A 23,653-nucleotide genomic window follows, 5' to 3' on the forward strand; every position below is an offset into this window, starting at 1 on the left:
TTTTCCGTGGGGGGTGCTTTCGCGGCACCCCCTTTTCCTCTTGCCAGAAATATCCCCGCCGGAGGCATGAAATCTCATCCCCCCAGTGGCCGCAAAAGCTCGCGGCTGATGATGTGACGCTGAATCTCGCTTGTGCCTTCCCAGATCCTCTCGACCCGCGCATCGCGCCAGATCCGTTCAAGCGGCAGCTCGTCCATCAGCCCCATCCCGCCATGGATCTGGATCGCCTCGTCGGCCACGAAGGCAAGCATCTCTGTCGCCTTCAACTTGGCCATCGCCATATCCGCCTCAGAGACCGTGCCCTGATCGAATTTCCACCCGGCTTCCCATGTGAGCAATTCCGCCGCCTTCAACTCGAGCGCCATATCGGCGAGCTTGAAGGACACGCCCTGAAACTTGCCGATCTGCTGGCCGAACTGTTTGCGCTCGGCGGCATAAGAGACCGCATGGCCAAGCGCCCGGTCGGCCCGGCCCAGACAGGTCGCCGCGACCTGCAACCGCGTCGCGCCGAGCCAGGTATTGGCGACCTCGAATCCCTTATCGACCTCGCCGAGCACGGCCTCCTGCGGCAGGCGGCAATCGTCAAACTCCATCACCGCGTTGGAATAGCCCCGGTGCGAGACATTCCGATACCCTTCGCGGACGGTGAACCCCGGCGTGCCCTTGTCGACGAAAAACGCCGTGATCTTCTTCTTTGGTCCACGCGGTGTCTCTTCTTCGCCCGTCGCCATGAACACGATGGCAAAATCGGCGATGTCGGCATGGCTGATGAAATGCTTGGTGCCGTTGAGAACCCAGTCGCCGCCGTCGCGTCGCGCACTTGCCCGCATACCGCGCAGGTCCGACCCCGCCCCCGGCTCCGTCATGGCAAGACAGTCCCATTTCTCGCCACGCATACAGGGGAAAAGGTATTTCTCCTTCTGCGCCTCGGTCCCGGCCAAAAGGATATTCGACGGCCGCGCCACTCCGGTCCAATGCAGCGCGTAATTCGCCCGCCCAAGCTCTTTCTCATAAAGAAGCCAGCTCAGCGTATCGAGCCCCGCGCCGCCAACTTCTTCGGGCATGTTGGCGGCGTATAGCCCGGCCTCCATCGCCTTGGCCTGAACCTCGCGCACCACGTCCATATCAAGATGCCCGGTACGCTCGATCTCCGCCTCGTGCGGGTATAGCTCGGTCTCGACAAAGGCGCGTGTCGTCTCGGCGATCATCGCCTGTTCCTCGGTCATCGCGAAATGCATGCGGCTCTCCCTCTGGTTCCCCCCATGAGAAACCGCTTGCCGCAAACCTTCATGCAGAATTACCCTTCAATCATGCAGAAATGGGAAAAAACATCCGCCGCTTCGCAGCATTTCGGCGTCCTCCTTTTCGAGGGCTTCTCCAACCATTGCCTTGCCAACACGGTCGAACCCCTGCGCGCCGCCAACACGCTCTCGCGCAGAGCGCTCTATAGCTGGGAGTTCCTGTCGCTCTCCGGCGCGCTCGTCGCGTCCTCAAGCGGATTGCCCGTGACGCCGCATCGTGGTGTGGCGGGGGCGCGGGGCGATTGGCTTGTGGTGATGCCGTCCTACGGCTTTCGCGCCCATGCTGATTGGAAGACCGGAGCGGCCCTGCGCGCCTCCGCGCCGCGCTTCAAGACCCTCGCAGGGCTCGATACCGGAAGCTGGCTCTTGGCCGAGGCCGGTCTTCTCAATGGGTCGCGCGCCACGATCCACTGGGAAGAACTGACCGCTTTTTCCGAACGGTTCCCCGAGATCACAACGGAGCGCGCCCGCTTTGTCATCGACGGCGCGCGGGTGACATGTTCCGGCGCCATGGCCGCGTTTGACCTTGTGATGGACAGGATCGCCGCCGAACACGGCCACGCTCTTGCCCTCGAGGTGGCCCAGCTTTTCATGACCCGCGACTCCGCCCGCTCTCATAGCGCCCAGCCCGCAAGCCGCGCGGTCAACCGTGCGCTGGCTTTGATGCAGGATCACCTCGAAGATCCCCTTCCCATCCCCGAAGTCGCGCGGCGCGCAGGCTTGTCGCAGAAATCTCTCGAGGCGCGGATGCGGGCCACGCTCGGCGCCGCCCCGGCCAAGGTCTACCGCCGCCTGCGCCTCAACCTTGCGCGCAAGCTGACCCTCGATAGTGACCTCTCCATTGCCGAGATCGCCCTTCGGAGCGGCTATGACGACCCCGCCGCCATGACCCGCGCTTTTCGGGCGGAATTCGCCACAACCCCGCGCGCCTTGCGTCAGCGCGCGTAGCTCGACCCTTCTTCGTCCAAGATCGCTTTCAACTCGGCCAAATGGCGCGCGTCCTGCTCGGGGTAATCCTCAAGCTCTTGCGCCGTCTTCTCCGCCACCTCGTCGGACAAGACCCGAAGGGGCCGCCCCGTCTGCAACGCGCGGATATAGGTCTCCGCCGCGCGCTCGAAATAGTAGAGCCGGTTGAACGTCTCCGCGACGGTCTCGCCGATAATCATGATCCCGTGGTTGCCCATGATCATGACCTTCTTCTTCGGATCGGTGAGAAGCGCCGCACAGCGCTCCCCCTCGCTCTCGAACGCCAACCCGCCATAGCCATCGTCGATCACATAGCGATTGAAAAACGTGGCACAGTTCTGGTCGATCGGCGGCAGAGTGCTATCGGCAAGGCTCGCCAGCACGGTCGCATGAATCGAATGCACATGCATCGCACAACGCGCATGCGGGCAATGGCGGTGAATCCCCCCATGCAACCCCCAGGCAGTCGGGTCCGGTGCATCTGGCCCCTCAAGCGTCTCGGGATCATTGGCATCGACCACGATCAGGTCGCTCGCCTTGATGCGGCTGAAATGCATCTGGTTGGGGTTCATGAGGAACTTTGTGCCGTCCTCGTTGATCGCAAGGCTGAAGTGGTTCGCCACGCCCTCATGCATATGAAGCCGCGCGGTCCAACGGAACGCCGCCGCGAGGTCGACCCGCTCTTGCCAGAAATCCATGTTGGGCCGAATGTCGGTCACGCTCATCTCGTCTCTCCTTGCTCTCACCCGTCCGAGCCTGCCCGCCCGGCCCGCGCTTTGCAAAGAGAAATCTAAAGGGCCCGCGACGGCACCCATGCATAGCCATCCGGGCACAAGAGATAGGCTTCTCGTAGCCCGTGCGGCTTGTCCGTAGGCGGTTGAAGCACATGCATCCCGGCCTCTTCGCCCCGTACCACCGCCTCGTCCGGGTCCGTATCATAGAGCCGAATCTCGATCCCCGCGCCGCGTGGCGGGGCCTCCGGTAGAAGCCCGAGGAGCGGATTGGTCGCATAGGTGGCATCGCTATGAATCTGAAAGACCTGATCCCCATAGCGCAGGATCGCGAAATCCGCCGTCGGCTGAAACGCCTCGATCCCGAACACCGTCTTGAGAAGGGTGCAATGGGCGGTCACATCCCGCACCAAGAGGTTCAACCCAATCCCGCGCAGCGACGCGCCGAACTCTGCCGGGCCAACGGCGTCGTAATCCATAGGGGCCTCCCACAACCTGCAATCCTACCGAGCGAAGCCTTGATCGCACCTGTCACCCCTGTCAACGCCGCGCGAAGCACCCCCGGCGCAACCTCTCCGAGAACGCGTATTTTCCCGCCTATTCGGCCCTGTCGCGACGGCAAACCCCAAATTTTCAGCCCTTTTGGTCAAAAATCGGTGGATAACCGCTGTTTTTCGCAATTTTTCGTCTGACAATTCGTTGTGTTCCCGGTTCATATCCCCTTAAATGCCCGGCACGAGGCCCAACTTCGGGCAGAACAGGAGACCTGTAATATGGCAAAACCGATGACCAAGACCCAACTCGTTGCCGCTCTGGCCGAAGAAATGGGCGCAGACAAAAAATCCGCTAACGCCGCACTCGAAGCCGTGTGCGCCGTGATCACCCGCGAAGTGTCGGGCGGCGGTGCCGTGACCCTTCCGGGCGTCGGCAAGATCTACTGCCGCGAGCGCCCCGAGCGCATGGTGCGCAACCCCGCCACCGGCGAGCAGATCAAGAAAGACGCCGACAAAGTGGTCAAAATGACCATCGCGAAGGCCCTGAAGGACAGCGTCAACGGCTGATCCCTTCAAGATCTGGATATTCCGAAAAGGGTCGCTTCGGCGGCCCTTTTTTCTTGTGTTGCAGCGTCCTTTTCCGCGTCTCATAGTGGCGAAAAGAAAGAGACCCACGATGACAACAACCCTCCGCAAGATCCTTGGCACTCGCCCCGTCTATTCCGTGACCCCCGACACCACGCTGCGCGAGACGGCGCGGCTCATGGCCGAGAAACGGGTCGGCGCTGTGGCTGTTCTCTCCGGCGATGCGCTTGTCGGGATCATCTCCGAACGCGACATCGTTTTCAAAGGCACGGCAGCCGGGCTTGCCTCCGATACCGCGACTGCCGCCGAGGTCATGACCCCCGACCCCGTCACCGTCGGGATTGACGACAAGGTGTCCGACGCGCTCGCCGCGAAACTTGGCGATGCCTTCCGCCATCTGCCGGTACTGGAAGACGGCCGCTTGGTTGGCCTGCTCTCCTTCCGCGACATCCCGGCGGAATACGTGATGATGTTCGAACGCTTCCGCGAAATGTCCTCCTCCCACGCCGACGATATGGCATGACCGGGCCAATCCCGGCGAAGACGCTCCTTGTCGTGGACCGGCTCTTCCCCGAGATCCTGAGCGGGGCCAAGACCTCGACCATCCGCTGGCGCGAGGCGCGGATCGTTCCCGGCCCCCTGCGCTTTGCGATGGAGGGCGACCCCTCGAAAACCGTCGACGTGACCGCCACGCGCTGCACCGATATGCCGCTGTCCAAGGCCGCCGCCTTTGTCGGCCGAGCCAAAGACTGGCCTGATCCCGTCATGCTCGAAGGGATGCGTGAGCACTACCCAGAAATCACGCTCTCGGACGAGGTGCAGGTGATCGAGTTCGCGTTGCGTCCGCACGGCTGATTTACCATCGCGCGTTGCGGTAAGGACGGGGTTCACCGTCTCGCACACCACCGCAATACCGACGTGATACCGACGCGATACCGAGCCGCGATTTTCCCATGTGGGCCTTTGTTAACCACGGTGACGCGCGGGTGATTCGCCCGGCTGCTTGCAGCCCGGCGCACAATGCGTTTACATCCCGGCAAGATTAACATGTGAGGCAAAGCCCATGGACATTCGCGCAATCGGCATGGGCCTCCTCTTTGCCCTCATTTGGTCCTCGGCCTTCACCTCTGCCCGCATCATCGTCGCCGACGCCCCGCCCTTCGCGATCTCCGCCATCCGCTTTGCCATCGCCGGCATCATCGGCGTCCTCATCGCCCGCGCCATGGGCCAGAACTGGAACCTGACCCGCGAACAATGGCGCGCGACCTTCGTCTTTGGCCTCTGCCAGAACGCGCTCTATCTCGGCCTGAATTTCCTCGCCATGACCACGGTCGAAGCCTCCCTCGCTTCGATCATCGCCTCCTCCATGCCGCTCATCGTGGCCTTTGCAGGCTGGGCTTTCCTGTCGGAAAGACTGACCAAACTTGCCGCACTCGGCCTCGTCCTCGGCTTTGCCGGGGTGATCCTCATCATGGGCTCCCGAATGAGCGCCGGGGTCGATATGCTCGGCATCGCCTATTGCCTGATCGGCGCCGTCGCCCTTGCCGTCGCCACCCTGACCATGCGCGGCGTCACAGCGAGCGGCAACATGATGATGATCGTCGGCCTACAGATGTTCGTCGGCGCCATCGTGCTCTTCTTCGCCTCGCTTCTCTTTGAGACGTGGGAGTTCAACTGGAACCCGAAAATGATCACCGCGCTGACCTACACGATCTTCGCGCCGGGCCTGCTTGCGACCTTCATCTGGTTCGCGCTTGTCGCCCGGATCGGGGCCGTGAAGGCCGCAACCTTCCACTTCCTCAATCCCTTCTTCGGCGTCGCCATCGCTGCGCTCCTCCTTGGCGAAGCCCTTGGGATCATGGACGTAATCGGCGTCGCCATCATCTCGGCAGGGATCCTCGCCGTGCAGCTTTCGAAACAAACCCACACGCCCAAGTGATCCCGCGTCAGAAGCTTTGAGATGACAGGACGGCCCCATCGCGGCATGTCCTATATATGGAACTCGTCTTTGCCTATGCCGCTGGTCTGCTGACCCTGATCAACCCATGCGTCCTGCCGGTGTTGCCCATCGTGTTGGCCACCGCGCTACAGGCGTCGCGCCATGGCCCCGCCTTTCTTGCCCTCGGCATGTCGCTCTCTTTCGTGGTGCTTGGCCTCGGCGTCACAGCCTTCGGCTATGCGCTCGGCCTGACCCAAGAAGACATCGCCAAGGGCGGCGCGGCGCTTATGGTCGCCTTCGGCCTCGTGCTTCTCGTGCCGCGCTTTTCTGCCGCCTTCACAACGGCGACGGCGGGCGTCGCAGCCTCCGCCGATAGCGGCCTAGATACCGTCGACCGCTCAACACTGCGCGGGCAGTTTCTTGGCGGTATGCTGCTCGGCGCGGTCTGGAGCCCCTGCGTCGGCCCGACCCTCGGCGGCGCGATTTCACTGGCAAGCCAAGGCAATGATCTCTTCTGGGCCGGCCTTATCATGGTCGCCTTCGCCCTTGGCGTCTCGACGATCATCCTCGTCCTTGGCTACGGCGCGCGATCGGCCCTGCAACGCCGCCAAGCCCTCATGCGCCGCATCGCCCATGCCGCGCGCCCGGCGATGGGGGTTGTCTTTGTCGCTGTCGGCCTCGCCCTTCTCTTCAACCTGCATCACATGGTCGAGGCATGGCTCCTTGGCGTGATGCCGGACTGGCTCCTCAACCTCTCTGTTTCCCTCTGACCAAAAAGGAAAAGCCCATGAAACGTCGCGACTTTCTTGCCCTCTCAGCCGCAACCCTCGCGCTCCCCCGCACCGCCCTCGCATCGGCCACAGCCTATACCCCCGGCCTCGTCGACGAGCGCCTCGCCGCCGGGGAAACCGTCTTCCTTGATTTCAAGGCAAGCTGGTGCGGCACCTGTAAAGCACAGGAAAAGGTCATTAACGCGCTCAAGGCCGAAGACCCCGCGTATGAGGCCAACATCACCTTCATCAATGTGGATTGGGACGACTACGCCAAGGACGATCTGACCCGCCGCCTGCAAATCCCGCGCCGCTCGACTCTCGTCGTCCTGCGTGGCGATGAAGAACTTGGCCGCGTCGTCGCCGAAACCTCGCGCGACGGGATCAAGGCGTTGATGGATACCGCGCTCAAGGCGGCCATGGCCTAAGAAGACAGGGAGGTCACTGCGCCAATAGCGCCTCGACCTCCTTGGTGATCGCGCCCGAAAGAGGCTGCGTGCGGGACCGATATGTCGCCGCAACCGACCCGTCCGGCGCGATCAGAACCTTGTTGAAATTCCACCGCGGCGCAAACCCGGCCTCCTTCTTGAGCGAGGCAAAGAAAGGATGCGCCTTGCTGCCTTTCACATGGGTGACACCGGTCATCGGCATGTCGATCCCATAGGTCATCTCGCAGAACGCCTTGACCTCTTCGTCGCTCGAAAGCTCCTGACGAAAGTCGTCCGACGGCACGGCCAACACCACAAGACCCGCATCGCGATAGCGATCATAGAGCGCCTGAAGCCCCTCATATTGCGGCGTGAAGCCACAACGCGACGCCGTGTTCACGACAAGCACAGGCTGTCCGGCCCAGTCGGAAATCCGAAGGCTACCACCGTCGATATTCTGAAACGGCGCGTCGAGCTGAAGCGCGCTCAACGGCGCGGCCAAGAGGGCGAAAACAAAAGCAACCACATAGCGCATGATACACTCCCTTTTTGCCTTTCTATACGCATCCCGGCCCCGATCAGATCACCTTCGCGTCAGGATTGGTAACAAGGCGTTTGTATTTCTCGCCGCCACACCATCTACTATTCAGGCGAAAACAGGACATGGAGGCCGCGATGACCACCTACCGAAAAACCCCCGAAGCCGTGGCTGCGCTCACGGAGGAACAATACTGGGTCACCCAGCAGAGCGGCACCGAACGCCCCGGCACCGGCGAACACCTGCATAACAAGGAGCCGGGCATCTATGTCGATATCGTCTCTGGCGAACCGCTCTTTGCGTCGTCCGACAAATACGAATCCGGCTGCGGCTGGCCAAGTTTCACCAAACCCATCGATACCACCCACGTGACCGAGCATCACGACGCGACTCATGGTATGATCCGTACCGAGGTCCGTTCGCGTGATGGGGATAGCCACCTTGGCCATGTCTTCCCCGACGGCCCCGTCGACCGGGGCGGCCTGCGCTATTGCATCAACTCGGCAAGCCTGCGCTTTGTGCATCGCGACGACATGGAGGCCGAGGGCTATGGCGCCTATATTCCGCAAGTGGAGGAGATCTGAGATGACTGAACGCGCTGTACTCGCCGGGGGCTGTTTCTGGGGGATGCAAGACCTCATCCGCAAGATGAATGGCGTCGTGGGAACCCGGGTCGGCTATACCGGCGGCGATGTTCCCAACGCGACCTATCGCAACCACGGCACCCATGCGGAAGGCATCGAGATCCTCTTTGATCCCGCCAAGATCAGCTATCGCGAGATCCTCGAGTTCTTCTTTCAGATCCACGACCCCACGACAGAGAACCGTCAGGGCAATGACCTCGGCATGTCCTACCGCTCGGCGATCTACTACGTGAACGAAGATCAGAAGGCCGTGGCCCTCGACACCATCGCCGATGTCGAAGCTTCCGGTCTCTGGCCCGGCAAGGTCGTGACCGAGGTCGCGCCGGTCGGCGATTTCTGGCAGGCCGAAGAAGAACATCAGGACTACCTCGAGAAACACCCCAACGGCTATACCTGCCATTTCCCGCGCCCCGACTGGGTTCTGCCCAAGCGCGGTTGATCCAACGCCCTTCCCCGTGCGTATCACGGGCATGAGCAAATCAACCCTGCGCCTGATCCTCGGGGATCAGCTCACCCACACGCTCCCGGTTCTTTCCGGGGGCGATCCCGCCCGCGATGTGATCCTCATGGCCGAGGTTCTTGGCGAGGCGACTTATGTCAAACACCACAAGAAGAAGGTCGCGCTGGTCTTTTCTGCCATGCGCCATTTCGCCGAAGAATTGCGCAGCCTCGGCTGGACCGTGACCTATATCGCCTATGACCCCGCCGCGCCCGTGGCCTCGCTCTTTGACGCCGTGGCCGAGACACTCTCCAAGGGGGATTTCGACGCGGTATGTGTCACTGAACCAGGCGAATACCGTCTTTCGTCAGAGTTCGAGACATGGTCTGAACGGCTGAAGCTCGCCGTCGATATCCTCCCAGATCCGCGCTTTCTCTGCGACCACGAGACGTTCCGCGTCTGGGCCCAAGGGCGCAAGCAACTGCGAATGGAGTATTTCTATCGCGAGATGCGCAAGCGCCATGGCGTTCTGATGGACGGCACGAACCCTGTCGGCGGGCAATGGAACTACGACGCGGAGAACCGCAAACCGCCCAAGGACGGGCTCAATATTCCCAACCCCTACCAGATCGCGCCGGACGAGATGACAGAGGCCGTCCTCTCCCTTGTCGACAAGGCCTTCCCGGACCACTTCGGCGACCTACGCCCGTTTCATTTCGCCGTGACCCGCGCAGATGCCTGCAAGATGCTCGATCATTTCATCGCCCACCGTCTTCCCCGGTTTGGCGACTACCAGGATGCGATGCTCACCGGCGAGCCGTGGATGTATCATAGCCATCTCGGCTTCTACCTGAACTGTGGGCTGCTTCTGCCCATCGAATGCATCCGCGCCGCCGAACGCGCCTATCACGAAGGCCACGCCCCCCTGAATGCGGTCGAGGGTTTCATCCGCCAAATCCTCGGCTGGCGCGAATTCGTACGCGGGATCTATTGGCTTGAGATGCCAGACTACGCCGCGGAGAATGCCCTCAACGCCGACCGCCCCCTGCCGCCGCTCTACTGGGGCGCACCGACGCAGATGAACTGCCTCGCGCAATGCGTCGGAGACACCCGAAAATGGGCCTATGCCCACCATATCCAACGCCTCATGGTACTTGGCAACTTCGCCCTCCTTGCGGGCCTGTCGCCGGAAGAGGTCAACGAATGGTATCTGATCGTCTATGCCGATGCCTATGAATGGGTCGAGATGCCGAACGTCACGGGCATGGTACTCTTTGCCGATGGCGGGCTTCTCGCGTCCAAGCCCTATGCCGCAAGCGGCGCCTATATCAATCGCATGTCGGACTACTGCAAATCCTGCCGCTATAGCCCGACGAAAAAGAACGGCCCAGATGCCTGTCCGTTCAACTATCTCTACTGGGATTTCCTTGATCGCAACGCCGGAACCCTCGGCCAAAACCCGCGCCTTGCTCTGCCTTACCGAACGCTATCGCGCATGAGCGACGAGAAACACGAGGCCAACCGCGAAGATGCCGCCCGCTTCCTGAGCGCCATCGACCGGGGCGACCCGGTTTAACCTTCGGTAATCCGGGGTCGGCCCGACGCCTCGACCGAGATAATCGCCTGAATGAATACTTCGCGCCCTTCGGTTTCGGCGGTCTTGATATCGCGCGTGACGGTGATGCGAATACCTTCCGCTCCCGCTGCCTCGGCCTCTTGCCGGGCCAGCTCGGAAAGATGCGTTTCAAGGCGAGTTAGAGCCTTTTCAGACTCTGAGAAATCTTCTGGCCCCGCCTCGAGATGCACGCGGAACCGCCCTTCGGCCGGCGCGCTGACTTCGCCGCTTTGCCGGATCGTCACCCGCCCCACGACCGCGCCAATCGCGTTCGCAACCCCCGCATGGCGCGGCAATTCCATCGCACAGCCAAGCCGCGCACCAACCGCTGGGTAATAGCTCCCCGCCGAGGCACCAAGGCCGATCACCGGCTGGTTCAGCCCGGCCTCGATCCGCACCAACCCCTTGTGTCCCTCAAGCCCGCGCCGCATCAACACATGCCGCGCAAGCACCTCTGGCGGCAGGTCGAACGCCTCCCCCTCCTCGGCAAAAGCAGTCTCTAGCAAGGCCAGAACGGTCTGTTCCGTCAACTGATCCACGATGATCCGTGCCATGTCTTCCGCCTCCGGCGCGAGCCGGTTACCCGACCCCGTGCGCCGCCGCCCAAAGAGCATGAGCGCCTTTTGCGCCGCCTCCTTGTCCCACGCTGCAACCGTGCCGAGGACATGGCTCGCGTCCGACGGCGTGACACCCGCGATCTGCACCAATCCGCGCTCGACAAGGCGGCGCAGGGGCTTCTGCTCCATCCGTGTGCGAATGATCTCGCCCACCGGCCTCACACCCGCGCCAATCCGTTCAAGGAGCGCCGCCTCTTTCGGCGAGAGACCCCCGGCCTCAATCCCCGGCACGGCACGCACGAACCGCCCGTCATATTCCCCCGGCGCGCTCTGGCGAAGTTGCGCGTCCAGCGCGCGATGCACGATCTCCGGCGCCTCCATCGCGACAAGGGACACCGGCATAAGACGCCTTGGCCCAAGCGTCACACCCCCCTTGAGCCCCTCTCCGATGAAATGTACCTCGCTATCGCCGCCAAGCCCAAAGGTCCGCATCGCCACGGCCTCGACCATCGTGCGATAAGGACCGACTCGTGCACCGTCTGGGTCAATCGCGGGCCGCCCGTCGCGCAGCACGGCAATATCCGTGGTCGTGCCGCCAATATCCGACACAAGCGCATCGACTGCTCCCGTCATCCACCGTGCCCCGACAATCGACGCCGCCGGCCCGCTCAGGATCGTTTCGATCGGACGCCGCCGGGCGAACTCCGCCGAGATAAGCGCCCCATCGCCCCGCACCACCATCAAGGGCGCGGTCACGCCAAGTTCGCCCAGCCGCGCCTCGGCCCGCGAAATGAGCCGGTCAATCATCCCGATCAGGCGGGCATTGAGCACTGCCGTAAGCGCCCGCTTCGGCCCGTTGAGTTTCGAAGACAGGTGATGCGAGGCGCTCACGGGGCGCTTGGTGATCTCGCGCACCATCGCTGCGGCGCGTTGCTCATGCGCCGGGTTGCGCGTCGCAAACTGCGCCGCAACCGCATAGCCCGATACGTCCTGACCATGTTCGGCAAGCCATGCTGCGAGGCTCTCCTCATCCAACGGTGCCTTCTGGTCGCCCGCGTAATTATGCCCGCCCTGAAGAATGAGCACAGGATCACCGGCCAAGGCGTCGAGAACACCATGCTTCTCAAGGTCACTCTCTGCAAAACCAATGAGGATCAACGCCACACGCCCGCCCTGTCCCTCGACAAGAGCGTTGGTGGCAAGCGTCGTCGAAAGCGAGGCGAGGGAAATCTCCTCCGGCGCGATCCCGGCCTCTGCAAGAACCGCCGCCACCGCGTTGCCGATCCCCTCGGCAAGGTCGTGGCGCGTCGTGAGCGCCTTGGCCGAGGCCAGTACCTCGCGCTCGTCCCGGATCAACACCGCATCCGTGTAGGTGCCGCCCGTATCAACGCCGAGTGCTACCGTCATCGCATCGTCCCCTTGTTCGCGCGCTTGTTCTGCCCTGAAATCAGGCTCTAATCCTGCCTGTTTGCGACCTTTGCAAGCCGCTCTTCCGCCCAAGTCGCGGCATCGGCCACCGTCTCGTCCGGGTCGCTCTTCAATCCGCGCACTTGGGTAAGAAACGCCGGATCGCCGCTATTTCCGATGGCATAGAGCACATTGCGCACGAACCTGTTCCGCCCAATCCGCTTGATCGGACTGCCCGAGAACTTCGCCCGAAACGCCGGATCATCAAGCGCCGCCAACTCACTGAGCTTCGGCGCGACAAGATCCTCGCGCGCATGATATCGCAATTCGCGTGCCTCGACGGCGAACTTGTTCCACGGACAGGCCGCAAGACAATCGTCGCAACCATAGATCCGATTCCCGAGCAGCGGTCGGAATTCATGATCCACCGGTCCGTGATGTTCGATAGTCAGGTAAGAGATACAGCGCCGCGCATCGATCTTGTTCGGCGCTGGAAAGGCGTTGGTCGGACAGGCATCAAGACAGGCACGACAAGACCCACAATGGTCGATTTCCGCCGGATCAGGGTCTAATTCTATCGTCGTGAACACCGACCCGATAAAGAACCACGACCCAAGATCGCGGCTCACGAGGTTGGTATGTTTCCCCTGCCAACCTAAGCCCGCCGCCTGTCCCAAGGGCTTTTCCGGCACTGGCGCGGTATCGACAAAAACCTTGACCTGCGTCGCATCCCCCGTCTCGGCAATGAGCCATCGGGCAAGCCGCTTCAGCCGCTTTTTGACGAGGTCGTGGTAATCCTTGTTCTGCGCATAAACCGAGATCGCCCCGCGATCCGCCTCTCCATGCACCGCCGTGGGATCATGCGCGGGCGTGTAGCTTTCGCCAAGAACGATGACCGACCGCGCCTCGGGCCAGAGCGCGGACGGATCGCCCCGCCAATGCGCCCGGTCGGCAAGCCAACCCATCTGCCCCTGATACCCTTTGCCCAGAAACCCGGCCAACCCTTCCGGCACATGCGGCACGGCGTCGGGGCGGCAAATCCGGCAGAGATCGAACCCGATCTCTTTGGCTTCGGCCACAAGCCGCGCCTTGAGATCGTCATTAGAAGTCGAGATCGGCATAGTGCGCAGGCGGCGGGAAGCCCGGAATCTGGTCGGCAAGGATCGACCGGAAGGCAGGCCGTGACTTGATCTTGGCGTACCAATCCTTGACCGCCGCCGACCGGTTCCAATCCACGTCCGAGATATAGTCGAGCGACGACAGATGCGCGGCCGCGGCGAAATCCGCGAGGCTCATCGCATCCCCGGCAAGCCAGCGGCGATGATCGAGAAGCCAGGCCATGTAATCGAGGTGGTACTTGATCTTCTGCGCGCCCGCCTTGACGTTTTTGCTATCGGGATAGCCGAGGCCCATCACCTTCTTGTTGACCCGCTCGTAAAGGAGCTTCGACGTCACCTCGTGGTGGAACTTGTCATCAAACCACGCCACGAGGCGGCGCACTTCATAGCGTGCATCCACATCTTTCGGCATGAGCGGCGTCTCGGGGTATTTCTCGTCGAGATACTCACAGATCGCCATACTCTCGGCCATCATCTTGCCGTCGATCTTGAGAACCGGGACTTTTGCCGCCGGGTTGCGGCGCAGGAAATCGGCATCCTGTTCCCAATACCGTTCATCGACAAGTTCAACCTCAATGCGTTTCTCCGCCAGCGTGAGGCGGACTTTGCGGCAGAACGGTGAGAGTGGGAAATGGAACAGGCGATTCATCGAAACTTCACTAGGCTTTGGGACGGTCCTCCCTCAATGCCCGTTCAGGGTCCGGTTTTCAATCCTCGAAAACCTAGGCTCCGCCCGCGAAACAATCTGCGCGGCCATCAACGCGGATCGTCTCTGCACCATCGAGAATCTGCGCCGACCGCGCCCGAAGACCATTGCCCGGCCGGACAGCGGAATACCGCTTGGGCGAGGGCAGCACCGCCGCGAGCCGCGCCGCCTGCACCGGGGTCAAGGCATCCGGTCCAACCCCAAAGTGATGCCGTGCCGCCGCCTCGATCCCGAACACGCCCTCATCAAACTCTGCCACGTTCACATAGACCTCTAGGATGCGCTTCTTGGTCCATGCAATTTCGACCAAGGGTGTGATCAGCGCCTCAAGCGCCTTACGCAACCAACTCCGCCCTTGCCAGAGATAGACGTTCTTGACCGTCTGCTGGCTAAGGGTCGAGGCCCCGCGCCCCGAACCTTCGGCGAGCGCGGCCTTGATCGCCTGCACGTCGAATCCCCAATGCAGGCAGAAGTTCGCGTCTTCCGCGGCTACGACCGACCGCAAGAGAACCGGGGCCACTTCCTCGATCGCGACCCATTCGCGATCCACCTCGCCAAGGCGGGCCTTCTCGCTCAGGATCGTGATAGTGGTTGGCGGATTGATGATCCGGAAGACAAGCACCGAGAGAATCAGGATCGACACGCTCCAGAGAGCGATCTGTCGCAACGGCCTGCGCACGCGACCCCAAAGACGTGCCCCAATGCCAATTCGCTTTGCTTTCTTGGTCTTCGACTTGGCCATGAAACCCTGCTGCTCAAAATACTCTCGGGAATAAGGCCCCCAGCGCGCCGAGGCAACCGGCACCATGTCGCCCCCACCAAAGAAAAGGCCCCGCCGATGCTCTCGACGGGGCCAATCCTGATGATCTGTGCCGCGACTACTCTGCGGGCATCGCTTCTGGCTCTTGCGTAAGCGGTGCGGGCAGATGCGCCAGCATCTCTTTCGGGCAAACCTGAAGGAAGTTCGCCTTCTCGATGTCCCAGTGCTGAAGAATATCGGCGGCCTTGCGGCTTCCGGTCTCGCGCACATGGCGTTCGATAAGGCCCTTGAGCTGGTCTTCCCAATGCTGAACTGCAACCGGGCCGATGACGAGCGTCTCGAGGTTCATGACGTTCTCCGCCTTGCCGTCCGGATCATGAAGATAGGCCATGCCGCCGGTCATGCCGGCGCCAAAGTTCGCACCAATCTCGCCAAGGATCACGGCGACGCCGCCTGTCATGTATTCACACCCGTTCGAGCCACAGCCCTCGACCACAACCTTCGCGCCCGAGTTACGGACGGCGAAACGCTCGCCCGCGCGGCCCGCGGCAAAGAGATGCCCATCGGTCGCGCCATAAAGCACCGTGTTGCCGATAATCGTGTTGTCCGACGCCGTGAGCGGGCTGACCTGCGGCGGGCGCACGACAACCGTGCCGCCCGAAAGGCCCTTGCCGACATAGTCGTTGGCATCGCCCGAAACCTCGATCTTGAGGCCCGGCGCAGCAAAGGCACCAAGCGACTGACCCGCAGAGCCGGTAAGCTTGACGGTAAGGTGATCGTCCTGAAGCGCGTTGCGCATACCGAAGTTGCGCACGATATGGCTCGAGGTGCGCGTGCCCACGGTCCGGTGCGTGTTCTGCACCGCATAGGAAAGCTGCATCTTCTCGCCATCCTCGAGGAAGCGATGCGCATCGCGCACGATCTCCGCATCGAGCGTATCCGGCACGGCGTTACGCTCTTTGTTGCGGTCATAGACGATATCTTTCGCACCATCGACCGTGATCAGGAGCGGGTTCAGGTCGAGATCATCGAGATGCGCGGCACCCCGGCTCACCTGCGCGAGAAGGTCCGCGCGCCCGATCACCTCATCCAAAGTCCGCGCGCCGATCGACGCGAGGATCTCGCGCACTTCCTGCGCGTAGAAGGTGATGAGGTTCACGACCTTATCGGCATTGCCGGTATATTTCGCACGAAGCTCCGGATCCTGCGTACAGACGCCCACCGGGCAGGTGTTCGACTGGCACTGACGCACCATGATACAGCCCATCGCGATCAACGCGGCGGTGCCGATGCCATATTCCTCGGCCCCCATCATCGCCGCCATGACGATGTCGCGACCCGTGCGCAGACCGCCATCGGTCCGAAGCGTGACACGGCTGCGCAGGTTGTTCATTGCGAGAACCTGATGCGCCTCGGTAAGGCCCATCTCCCACGGCAGACCCGCATATTTGATCGAGGTCGCCGGCGATGCACCCGTGCCGCCATTGTGGCCCGAGATGAGGATCACGTCCGCCTTGGCCTTGGCCACACCGGCGGCAATCGTGCCGACACCCGACGACGCGACGAGCTTGACCGTCACCTTACAGCGCGGGTTGATCTGCTTGAGGTCATAGATCAGCTGCGCAAGGTCTTCGATCGAGTAGATATCGTGGTGCGGCGGCGGCGAGATGAGCGTGACGCCCTTCGTCGAATGCCGCAGACGCGCGATCAGGTCGGTGACCTTCATCCCCGGAAGCTGACCGCCCTCGCCGGGCTTGGCGCCCTGCGCAACCTTGATCTCAAGCTCTTCACACTGGTTGAGGTATTCGGCGGTAACACCGAAACGCCCCGACGCAACCTGCTTGATCTTGGCCGACGGGTTGTCGCCATTCGGCTCCGGTACGAAATGCGCCGGATCTTCCCCGCCCTCACCCGAGTCGGACTTAGCCCCGATCCGGTTCATCGCGACGTTGAGCGTCTTATGCGCTTCCGGGCTGAGCGCCCCAAGCGACATGCCCGGCGTCACGAACCGCTTGCGGATCGCGGTGATCGATTCGACCTCTTCAAGTGGGATCGGCTTGCCGATGGGCTTGATGTCGAGAAGATCGCGCAGGTGGATCGGCGGGTTGCTCCGCATCGCACCCGAATACTGTTTCCAGAGCTCGTAGGATGCCTTGTTACAGGCCGCCTGCATGAGGTGCATCGTCTGCGCGCCCCAAGCATGGGTCTCGCCCGATTTCCGCGCCTTGTAGAAGCCGCCAATCGGAAGCACATCCTGCCCCGAGACAAAGCCCTGCGCGTGGATTTCCTCGACCTTCCGCTGAATACCGCTCACCCCGATCCCGGAGATACGGCTCGTCATGCCGGGGAAGAATTCCGCACACATCGCACGGCTAAGGCCCACGGCCTCAAAGTTGAGACCGCCGCGATAGGACGAGATCACCGAGATACCCATCTTCGCCATGATCTTGAGGAGACCCTGGTCAATCGCCTCACGATATTTCGCAACGGCGGTGGTCAGGTCCATCTCAAGAAGCCCGCGCTCGATACGGTCGGCAAGGCTGTCCTCGGCAAGATAGGGGTTCACGACCGTCGCACCCGCGCCGATCAGCACGGCAAAGTAATGCGGGTCGATACATTCCGCCGACCGCACGTTGAGCGAACAGAAGGTCCGAAGCCCCTTGCGCGTCAGGTGGCTATGCACTGCACTGGTGGCAAGGATCATCGGCATCGCCACACGGCTCTCGCCTTGCTTCTCGTCGCTGAGGATGATGTGGCCCGCACCGGAGCGCACCGCGTCCTCGGCCTCGGCCCGGATCCGCTTGAGTCCGGCCTGAAGCGCACCCGCGCCCTCGCCCGCCCCAAAGGTACAGTCGATCCGTACAACCGTGTCGTCAAACGCCGCAAGAAGCTTGTCGAACTGCGCGTTGCCGACAAACGGGCTCTCAAGCATGACGATCTCCGTCTGCGAGCCGTCCTCGTCGAGCACGTTCTTGAGGTTGCCGAACCGCGTCTTGAGGCTCATCACGCGGTATTCGCGAAGGCTGTCGATCGGCGGGTTGGTCACCTGGCTAAAGTTCTGGCGGAAGAAATGCGACAGCGGGCGGTATTTCTTCGAAAGAACCGCGCTCGGGGTGTCATCACCCATCGAAGCGAGCGATTCCTTCCCGTCCTCTGCCATCGGCGACAGGATCTGCTCGAGCTCTTCCATCGTATAGCCCGCTGCGATCTGGCGCTTGCGCAGTTCGGCCCCAGAGAAGATCGGCTTCTCCGGCACGTCGGCAAGGTCGCCTTCAAGGTCTTTGATCTTGTCGACCCACTCGTCATAGGGGCGCGCATTGGCAAGGCAGTCCTTGAGTTCCTTGTCGTGGAACAGCTTGCCCTCTTTCATGTCCACGGCGATCATTTGCCCCGGACCAAGCGCGCCTTTTTCCACAACCGTCGCCTCATCGGTCGGCACCATGCCAACCTCGGAGCCCGCGATCAGGAGGCCATCGCCCGTCACAACATAGCGCATCGGGCGCAGGCCGTTCCGATCAAGACCGCCACAGACCCAGCGACCGTCCGTCATCGCAAGCGCAGCCGGACCGTCCCACGGTTCCATGACCGAGTTGCAGTAGGAATACATGTTGCGCCACGTCTCCGGCAGTTCGACCGCGCTCTGCGACCAGGATTCCGGAACAAGCATCGTCTTGGCCATCGGCGCAGACCGTCCGGCGCGCACGAAAACCTCGAACACACCGTCAAGCGCGGCCGAATCCGACGCACCCCCCGGCACGATCGGCTTGATGTCATCCGCAAGCTCGCCGAAATAGGCGCTCGCCATGCGGATTTCATGGCTCTTCATCCAGTTCAGGTTACCCTTGAGCGTGTTGATCTCGCCGTTATGCGCCAACATGCGGAACGGTTGGGCGAGCCACCACTGCGGGAAGGTGTTGGTCGAATAGCGCTGGTGATAAAGCGCAAAGGCTGACTCGAACCGCTCGTCCTCGAGGTCCGGGTAGAACACCGCGACCTGTTCGGCGAGCATCATGCCCTTGTAGATGATCGACCGGCAGGAAAGAGACGCAATGTAGAGGCCGGTGATATTCGCCGCCAGCGCCGCTTTCTCGATCCGACGACGGATCACGTAAAGCTCGCGTTCAAAGGTCTCTTCGTCGACACCCTTCTCGTTCGAGATCAGGATCTGCTCAATCTCGGGACGCGTCGCATTGGCCTTCTCACCAAGGCAGGTCGTGTCGACCGGCACGTGGCGCCAGCCATAGATGTGATAGCCCATACGCAGGACTTCGGTCTCAACGATGGTCCGGCAGGCTTCCTGTGCGCCAAAATCCGTACGCGGAAGGAACACCTGACCAACAGCAATAAGCTCGTCCATGCGCGGCTTGTGACCGGTGCGCTCAATCTGGTCATAGAAGAACGGAACCGGGATCTGCACGTGGATGCCCGCGCCGTCGCCGGTCTTGCCATCCGCATCAACCGCACCCCGGTGCCAGATCGCCTTGAGCGCGGTGATCCCCGCCTCGACAACCTTGCGGCTCGGTTTGCCATCAATCGACACGACGAGGCCAACGCCACAGGAAGAATGTTCTTCCTCTTCGCTATAGAGACCGTTCTCGGCCATCCACTTGCGCTTGGCTTCTTCCTCGCGGACCCAGTTCTCATCATACTTGGTCATGGTGTAACCCTTTCTCAATCCTTTTGGTCAGGCTGGCTGACCTTCGGTGCGGGGCCGTCTCTCCGGCTCTCTAAATCGCACCGATGCAATACCGACGTAATACCGACGTGATACAGAACGCTTATTCTGCCGCCACCGAGGCCCCCGCATTGAGGCGGTCCAGGATCGCATCGGCGCAATCGCGCCCGTCCTTGATCGCCCAAACAACAAGGCTCGCGCCGCGCACGATGTCGCCCACGGCATAGACCCCGTCCATCGCGGTCGCGCCTGTGGTGAACTCGGCCTTGACGGTGCCCCAACGGGTCACTTCAAGCTCCGGCTGATCCCAGAGGGTCGGCAGGTCTTCCGGCTCGAAACCAAGCGCCTTGATGACGAGATCGGCCTCTTCGACGTAATCCGCGCCCTCGATAACCTCGGGCGATTGGCGGCCCGTCGCATCCGGCAGACCAAGGCGCATCCGCTGCACCATCACGCCGTTGACCGGATCGCCGCTAAAGCCCTTCGGCGCAGCAAGCCATTCGAACACGACGCCCTCTTCCTCGGCGTTCTGCGTCTCGCGCTGCGAACCGGGCATGTTGGCGCGGTCACGACGGTAGAGGCATTTGACGCTCTCCGCGCCTTGACGGATCGCCGTGCGCACACAGTCCATCGCGGTATCGCCGCCGCCGATGACGACAACCTTTTTGCCCTCGGCATTAAGCTCGCCGCTCTCGTATTCCGCGACCGTGTCACCAAAGTTGAGACGGTTGGAACAGGTGAGGTAATCAATCGCGCGCACGATCCCCTTGGCGGTCGAACCGGGGCCGCTAAGATCGCGGGTCTTGTAGACGCCCGTCGCAATAATCACTGCATCATGTGCCTTGCGGATCTCATCGAAAGAGATGTCCTCGCCCACATTACAGTCCATCTTGAAGGTGACACCGCCCTCTTCAAGCTGCGCATTGCGGCGCATGACGATATCCTTCTCGAGCTTGAAGCCCGGAATACCATAGGTCAGAAGGCCGCCCGCACGGTCATAGCGGTCATAGACCGTGACCTGCACGCCCGCGCGACGCAGACGGTCCGCCGCCGCAAGACCACCGGGGCCCGCGCCGATGATCCCGACGCTCTCGGGGCGCTCCTGCGCCGGGGAGATCGGCTTGACCCAGCCTTTTTCCCATGCCGTGTCGGTGATGTATTTCTCGACCGAACCAATGGTGACCGTGCCGTGACCCGATTGCTCGATCACACAGTTGCCTTCGCAAAGACGGTCCTGCGGACAGATACGGCCACAGATTTCCGGGAAGGTGTTGGTCGCCTGGCTGATCGCGTAGGCTTCTTCAAGACGGCCCGTTGCCGTCATGCGAAGCCAATCCGGGATATTGTTGTGCAGAGGGCAATGCGACTGGCAATAAGGCACACCACATTGCGAGCACCGGCTCGCCTGTTCGGCCGCCTTCGCATCCGCGTATTCCGCATAGATCTCGTGGAAATCCTTTGCCCGCTCATCCGCCTCCCGCTTTTCCGGCATGGTGCGTTCAACAGACACAAATTTCAGCATGGGTTGCTTGGCCACGACAGCTGCCTCCTGATAATCTTGGTCACGCGCTTTTATATAAAGCCGAAACAAGAATAAAGTCACATGTGCTGACCTAAATGAAGAAATATCGTCGCTGCACTGCAACAATAGGCGGAAATCCGGCGTCATTTATGTCCGGTTCGGACATAAATTAGGACTTTCTAAATATTTCCAATAGCTTATACCCTAGGCTAAACGGCGAAAGGACTCACCCACCATGAGCTTTTTTCACATCCTACTGGTCGCCATTATCCAAGGCGTGACAGAGTTTCTCCCTGTAAGCTCCTCAGGGCACCTGATTCTCTTGCCGAATCTCACCGGCCTCGACGACCAGGGGCAGGCCATAGATGTCGCGGTTCACGTCGGCACTTTGGGCGCCGTCGTGCTCTTTTTCTGGGCTGATGTGCGGATCGCTCTCGCGGGCCTGCCGCGCCTTCTTACTGGGAAGATCGACACACCCGGAAGCCGCCTCGCCTTCCTTCTCATCATCGCGACGATCCCGGTCGTCATCGCGGGTCTTATCCTCAAGCTCACGGGCCTGAGCGATGCTATGCGGTCTATAACGGTGATCGGCTGGACGATGCTCGGCTTCGGTCTTGTGCTGTGGTGGATGGATCAGACGGGCGCATCCGAAAAAACAACCGAAGATTGGTCCCTGCGCGATGCTATCACTCTCGGCCTTTGGCAGGCCGTGGCCCTTGTTCCCGGCACCTCCCGATCCGGCATCACAATCACCGGCGCGCGCTACCTCGGCTATGGTCGAAGCGAGGCCGCCCGCATCGCCATGCTGATGTCGATCCCGACAATCCTCGCCAGCGGCACGCTCCTCGGCATCGAGGTCGCGGGCAATGCCGACATGGCAACCGCCCGCGACGGCGCCATTGCCGCAGCTTTTGCCTTTGTCGCCGCGCTGCTCGCCCTCGGCATCATGATGCGGCTTCTGAAATCGGTGAGCTATACGCCCTACGTGATCTACCGTGTGATCCTCGGCGCGGTGCTGCTCGTCATCGCATACACATAGGGCGGACACTTTCGCATCCGCCCCTTAATCATTCGAGAGTATGTGCTTTAGGCGCGCAGGTTCCGGGCCGAATCCTTGATCGCGTCATACTGCCCTGATGGGCGGAAGCGCCAAAGGTAATCCGGCAGGATCGCGCCCATATTGACCGGGGCAATCCCGAGATCAACAAAGCCCTTGGCCCCTTGCGACACAACATTGTCCTTGCGCAGGAGCTTGACCTGATCGCGGGTCAGGACCTTGTTCTCGATGAGACCCATGAGAACCGCCTGCACCATGTCGAACCCGAACCCCATGAGGCGCGCAATCCAGAACGGCACGTTGAGGATAAGACGGCGACGATGCACCACCTCGAGCATCTCTTTCATCAGATCCCGAAGCGTTTCGACATCCGGCCCGCCAAGCTCATAAAGGCCTGTCGCCTCGCCCTTGATCCCCATCACGGCCGCCTTGGCCACGTCATCGACATAGACCGGCTGAAACTTCGTCTCGGCCCCAACGAGCGGCAGGATCGGACCAAGCCGCGACATCGACGCAAAGCGATTGAAGAAACTGTCATCCGGCCCGAACAGGACCGACGGGCGCAAAATCATCGCGTTGGGCATATGCGCGAGAACATTGGCCTCACCCTCGGCCTTGCTGCGGGCATAGCCACTGTCGGATTCGGCATCTGCGCCAATCGCCGACACATGCACCATCGTCTCGATCCCGGCCTCCGCCGCGAGACGTGCCACACGGCCCGCGCCCTCGGCCTGCACCGCTTCGAATGTATTCTTGCGATGCTCGCCAAGCACCCCGACACAGTTCACAACCGCATCCGCCCCGGCCATCGCCGCGGCCACGGACGCATCATCACGGATATTGCAAAGAACCGGCTCCACTTGCCCAACCGCGCCATAGGGTCTGACGAACATGGCCTCGTTCGGACGACGCACCGCCACCCGCACGAGCCAGCCTTCCTGCGCCATACGCCGCGCGATGTGCCGCCCGACAAAGCCAGAACCGCCATAGATGGTCACAAGTTTCGGCATGGGAACCCTCCGAGGTCAGAAATCTGCCAAGAGAAATACGCCTCTTGACCCCCAAAACGCAAGGCGCAAACCCTGTTTCAGCCCAAGAAACAGGGGGCCAAAAATCGCTCGAAACAAAAGAATCGCCGTTGACAGTACCTTGCAGCAGGTCTAAACGCCTGCCTCACCAACCCGTGCCCAGATGGCGGAATTGGTAGACGCGCTAGCTTCAGGTGCTAGTGTCCGTATGGACGTGGAGGTTCGAGTCCTCTTCTGGGCACCAATTTTTCCAAATTTTCGCAATAAAAACAACACCCTTGCAGCGCGCGAAGAAATGCGATCCCCCAAATAATCCCCCGTGAGTGATCTGATGCGTGCAATCACTCATGATCACAACCAAGCTCATCGCGCT

22 protein-coding genes and 1 tRNA gene are annotated in these 23,653 nt (G+C 61.6%); 12 read left to right on the forward strand and 11 right to left on the reverse strand.

Going from position 1 to position 23,653, the window contains the following annotated elements:
• Positions 1 to 74 precede the first annotated feature (74 nt).
• A complete protein-coding gene (locus MK745_RS12355) occupies positions 75 to 1,238 on the reverse strand; it encodes an acyl-CoA dehydrogenase family protein (protein WP_243613610.1) in 1,164 nt (387 codons plus the stop codon).
• A 72-nt stretch (positions 1,239 to 1,310) separates the two neighbouring features.
• On the opposite strand from MK745_RS12355, the gene MK745_RS12360 reads away from it, so the two are divergent.
• Positions 1,311 to 2,249, forward strand: a complete 939-nt coding sequence (locus tag MK745_RS12360; RefSeq protein WP_243613641.1) for a GlxA family transcriptional regulator — start codon at positions 1,311 to 1,313, stop codon at positions 2,247 to 2,249.
• On the opposite strand, the gene MK745_RS12365 is transcribed toward MK745_RS12360, so the two are convergent.
• Together MK745_RS12365 and MK745_RS12370 are read right to left on the reverse strand one after the other, a co-directional pair.
• Entirely contained in the window at positions 2,237 to 2,992 is a 756-nt protein-coding gene (locus MK745_RS12365) for a class II aldolase and adducin N-terminal domain-containing protein (RefSeq protein ID WP_243613611.1), read from the reverse strand. The genes MK745_RS12360 and MK745_RS12365 overlap by 13 nt on opposite strands.
• Before the next feature lie 65 nt (positions 2,993 to 3,057).
• A complete protein-coding gene (locus MK745_RS12370; protein ID WP_243613612.1) occupies positions 3,058 to 3,477 on the reverse strand; it encodes a glyoxalase in 420 nt (139 codons plus the stop codon).
• A 294-nt stretch (positions 3,478 to 3,771) separates the two neighbouring features.
• On the opposite strand from MK745_RS12370, the gene MK745_RS12375 reads away from it, so the two are divergent.
• The 6 genes from MK745_RS12375 (at position 3,772) to MK745_RS12400 (ending at position 7,214) form a co-directional block, all read left to right on the forward strand.
• Entirely contained in the window at positions 3,772 to 4,059 is a 288-nt protein-coding gene (locus tag MK745_RS12375; RefSeq protein ID WP_243613613.1) for an HU family DNA-binding protein, read from the forward strand.
• Positions 4,060 to 4,168: 109 nt separating this feature from the next.
• A complete protein-coding gene (locus MK745_RS12380) occupies positions 4,169 to 4,600 on the forward strand; it encodes a CBS domain-containing protein (RefSeq protein WP_243613614.1) in 432 nt (143 codons plus the stop codon).
• Complete coding sequence (locus tag MK745_RS12385) at positions 4,597 to 4,932, forward strand: ASCH domain-containing protein (protein ID WP_243613615.1); 336 nt, start codon at positions 4,597 to 4,599, stop codon at positions 4,930 to 4,932. Before MK745_RS12380 ends, MK745_RS12385 begins: the two co-directional genes overlap by 4 nt.
• Positions 4,933 to 5,140: 208 nt before the next feature.
• Positions 5,141 to 6,016, forward strand: a complete 876-nt coding sequence (locus MK745_RS12390) for a DMT family transporter (RefSeq protein WP_243613616.1) — start codon at positions 5,141 to 5,143, stop codon at positions 6,014 to 6,016.
• Positions 6,017 to 6,072: 56 nt separating this feature from the next.
• Positions 6,073 to 6,786, forward strand: coding sequence for a cytochrome c biogenesis CcdA family protein (locus MK745_RS12395; protein WP_243613617.1), 714 nt, complete (start codon positions 6,073 to 6,075; stop codon positions 6,784 to 6,786).
• A 17-nt stretch (positions 6,787 to 6,803) separates the two neighbouring features.
• Complete coding sequence (locus tag MK745_RS12400; protein WP_243613618.1) at positions 6,804 to 7,214, forward strand: thioredoxin family protein; 411 nt, start codon at positions 6,804 to 6,806, stop codon at positions 7,212 to 7,214.
• Between the two features lie 13 nt (positions 7,215 to 7,227).
• Here the strand turns inward: MK745_RS12400 and MK745_RS12405 are convergent, their stop codons facing one another.
• Positions 7,228 to 7,749: a glutathione peroxidase gene (locus MK745_RS12405; protein ID WP_243613619.1), complete on the reverse strand. Its 522-nt coding sequence runs from the start codon at positions 7,747 to 7,749 to the stop codon at positions 7,228 to 7,230.
• Positions 7,750 to 7,889: 140 nt separating this feature from the next.
• On the opposite strand from MK745_RS12405, the gene msrB reads away from it, so the two are divergent.
• The 3 genes from msrB to MK745_RS12420 are packed head-to-tail and all read left to right on the forward strand — an operon-like array spanning position 7,890 to position 10,411.
• On the forward strand, positions 7,890 to 8,336 hold the full coding sequence (gene msrB / locus MK745_RS12410) for a peptide-methionine (R)-S-oxide reductase MsrB (RefSeq protein ID WP_243613620.1): 447 nt from the start codon (positions 7,890 to 7,892) through the stop codon (positions 8,334 to 8,336).
• Position 8,337: 1 nt separating this feature from the next.
• Positions 8,338 to 8,835 (forward strand): peptide-methionine (S)-S-oxide reductase MsrA, encoded by a 498-nt coding sequence (gene msrA, locus MK745_RS12415; RefSeq protein WP_243613621.1) that lies wholly within the window; start codon positions 8,338 to 8,340, stop codon positions 8,833 to 8,835.
• Between the two features lie 31 nt (positions 8,836 to 8,866).
• Positions 8,867 to 10,411 (forward strand): cryptochrome/photolyase family protein, encoded by a 1,545-nt coding sequence (locus MK745_RS12420; RefSeq protein ID WP_243613622.1) that lies wholly within the window; start codon positions 8,867 to 8,869, stop codon positions 10,409 to 10,411.
• Here the strand turns inward: MK745_RS12420 and MK745_RS12425 are convergent.
• The 6 genes from MK745_RS12425 to MK745_RS12450 form a co-directional block, all read right to left on the reverse strand.
• The gene (locus tag MK745_RS12425; RefSeq protein ID WP_243613623.1) at positions 10,408 to 12,414 is read right to left on the reverse strand and encodes a hydantoinase/oxoprolinase family protein; all 2,007 of its coding nucleotides are present in this window, start codon (positions 12,412 to 12,414) and stop codon (positions 10,408 to 10,410) included. The two genes, MK745_RS12420 and MK745_RS12425, sit on opposite strands and share 4 nt — an antisense overlap.
• Before the next feature lie 47 nt (positions 12,415 to 12,461).
• A complete protein-coding gene (gene queG / locus MK745_RS12430; protein WP_243613624.1) occupies positions 12,462 to 13,535 on the reverse strand; it encodes a tRNA epoxyqueuosine(34) reductase QueG in 1,074 nt (357 codons plus the stop codon).
• Positions 13,516 to 14,181, reverse strand: a complete 666-nt coding sequence (gene fzlA, locus MK745_RS12435; RefSeq protein ID WP_243613625.1) for an FtsZ-binding protein FzlA — start codon at positions 14,179 to 14,181, stop codon at positions 13,516 to 13,518. The genes queG and fzlA overlap by 20 nt, the downstream gene beginning before the upstream one ends.
• 73 nt (positions 14,182 to 14,254) lie before the next feature.
• Positions 14,255 to 14,980, reverse strand: a complete 726-nt coding sequence (gene mtgA, locus MK745_RS12440) for a monofunctional biosynthetic peptidoglycan transglycosylase (RefSeq protein WP_243613626.1) — start codon at positions 14,978 to 14,980, stop codon at positions 14,255 to 14,257.
• Between the two features lie 136 nt (positions 14,981 to 15,116).
• Positions 15,117 to 19,655, reverse strand: coding sequence for a glutamate synthase large subunit (gene gltB / locus MK745_RS12445; protein WP_243613627.1), 4,539 nt, complete (start codon positions 19,653 to 19,655; stop codon positions 15,117 to 15,119).
• A gap of 121 nt (positions 19,656 to 19,776) precedes the next feature.
• A complete protein-coding gene (locus MK745_RS12450) occupies positions 19,777 to 21,210 on the reverse strand; it encodes an NAD(P)-dependent oxidoreductase (RefSeq protein ID WP_243613628.1) in 1,434 nt (477 codons plus the stop codon).
• A gap of 220 nt (positions 21,211 to 21,430) precedes the next feature.
• Here MK745_RS12450 and MK745_RS12455 point away from each other — a divergent pair, with 220 nt between their 5' ends.
• Positions 21,431 to 22,234: an undecaprenyl-diphosphate phosphatase gene (locus MK745_RS12455; protein ID WP_243613629.1), complete on the forward strand. Its 804-nt coding sequence runs from the start codon at positions 21,431 to 21,433 to the stop codon at positions 22,232 to 22,234.
• Positions 22,235 to 22,281: 47 nt separating this feature from the next.
• On the opposite strand, the gene MK745_RS12460 is transcribed toward MK745_RS12455, so the two are convergent.
• Complete coding sequence (locus MK745_RS12460; protein WP_243613630.1) at positions 22,282 to 23,262, reverse strand: complex I NDUFA9 subunit family protein; 981 nt, start codon at positions 23,260 to 23,262, stop codon at positions 22,282 to 22,284.
• 175 nt (positions 23,263 to 23,437) lie between these two features.
• On the opposite strand from MK745_RS12460, the gene MK745_RS12465 reads away from it, so the two are divergent.
• A tRNA-Leu gene (locus tag MK745_RS12465) sits at positions 23,438 to 23,524 on the forward strand.
• Positions 23,525 to 23,653 lie beyond the last annotated feature (129 nt).

This window comes from Shimia aestuarii (genome assembly GCF_022814865.1).
Taxonomy (GTDB): domain Bacteria; phylum Pseudomonadota; class Alphaproteobacteria; order Rhodobacterales; family Rhodobacteraceae; genus Shimia; species Shimia aestuarii_A.

Bases quoted from the DNA above. Each gene is read 5' to 3' on its own strand.
- MK745_RS12355 (WP_243613610.1), bottom strand. From the start codon at position 1,238: ATGCATTTCGCGATGACCGAGGAACAGGCGATGATCGCCGAGACGACA.
- MK745_RS12360 (WP_243613641.1), top strand. From the start codon at position 1,311: ATGCAGAAATGGGAAAAAACATCCGCCGCTTCGCAGCATTTCGGCGTC.
- MK745_RS12365 (WP_243613611.1), bottom strand. From the start codon at position 2,992: ATGAGCGTGACCGACATTCGGCCCAACATGGATTTCTGGCAAGAGCGG.
- MK745_RS12370 (WP_243613612.1), bottom strand. From the start codon at position 3,477: ATGGATTACGACGCCGTTGGCCCGGCAGAGTTCGGCGCGTCGCTGCGC.
- MK745_RS12375 (WP_243613613.1), top strand. From the start codon at position 3,772: ATGGCAAAACCGATGACCAAGACCCAACTCGTTGCCGCTCTGGCCGAA.
- MK745_RS12380 (WP_243613614.1), top strand. From the start codon at position 4,169: ATGACAACAACCCTCCGCAAGATCCTTGGCACTCGCCCCGTCTATTCC.
- MK745_RS12385 (WP_243613615.1), top strand. From the start codon at position 4,597: ATGACCGGGCCAATCCCGGCGAAGACGCTCCTTGTCGTGGACCGGCTC.
- MK745_RS12390 (WP_243613616.1), top strand. From the start codon at position 5,141: ATGGACATTCGCGCAATCGGCATGGGCCTCCTCTTTGCCCTCATTTGG.
- MK745_RS12395 (WP_243613617.1), top strand. From the start codon at position 6,073: ATGGAACTCGTCTTTGCCTATGCCGCTGGTCTGCTGACCCTGATCAAC.
- MK745_RS12400 (WP_243613618.1), top strand. From the start codon at position 6,804: ATGAAACGTCGCGACTTTCTTGCCCTCTCAGCCGCAACCCTCGCGCTC.
- MK745_RS12405 (WP_243613619.1), bottom strand. From the start codon at position 7,749: ATGCGCTATGTGGTTGCTTTTGTTTTCGCCCTCTTGGCCGCGCCGTTG.
- msrB (WP_243613620.1), top strand. From the start codon at position 7,890: ATGACCACCTACCGAAAAACCCCCGAAGCCGTGGCTGCGCTCACGGAG.
- msrA (WP_243613621.1), top strand. From the start codon at position 8,338: ATGACTGAACGCGCTGTACTCGCCGGGGGCTGTTTCTGGGGGATGCAA.
- MK745_RS12420 (WP_243613622.1), top strand. From the start codon at position 8,867: ATGAGCAAATCAACCCTGCGCCTGATCCTCGGGGATCAGCTCACCCAC.
- MK745_RS12425 (WP_243613623.1), bottom strand. From the start codon at position 12,414: ATGACGGTAGCACTCGGCGTTGATACGGGCGGCACCTACACGGATGCG.
- queG (WP_243613624.1), bottom strand. From the start codon at position 13,535: ATGCCGATCTCGACTTCTAATGACGATCTCAAGGCGCGGCTTGTGGCC.
- fzlA (WP_243613625.1), bottom strand. From the start codon at position 14,181: ATGAATCGCCTGTTCCATTTCCCACTCTCACCGTTCTGCCGCAAAGTC.
- mtgA (WP_243613626.1), bottom strand. From the start codon at position 14,980: ATGGCCAAGTCGAAGACCAAGAAAGCAAAGCGAATTGGCATTGGGGCA.
- gltB (WP_243613627.1), bottom strand. From the start codon at position 19,655: ATGACCAAGTATGATGAGAACTGGGTCCGCGAGGAAGAAGCCAAGCGC.
- MK745_RS12455 (WP_243613629.1), top strand. From the start codon at position 21,431: ATGAGCTTTTTTCACATCCTACTGGTCGCCATTATCCAAGGCGTGACA.
- MK745_RS12460 (WP_243613630.1), bottom strand. From the start codon at position 23,262: ATGCCGAAACTTGTGACCATCTATGGCGGTTCTGGCTTTGTCGGGCGG.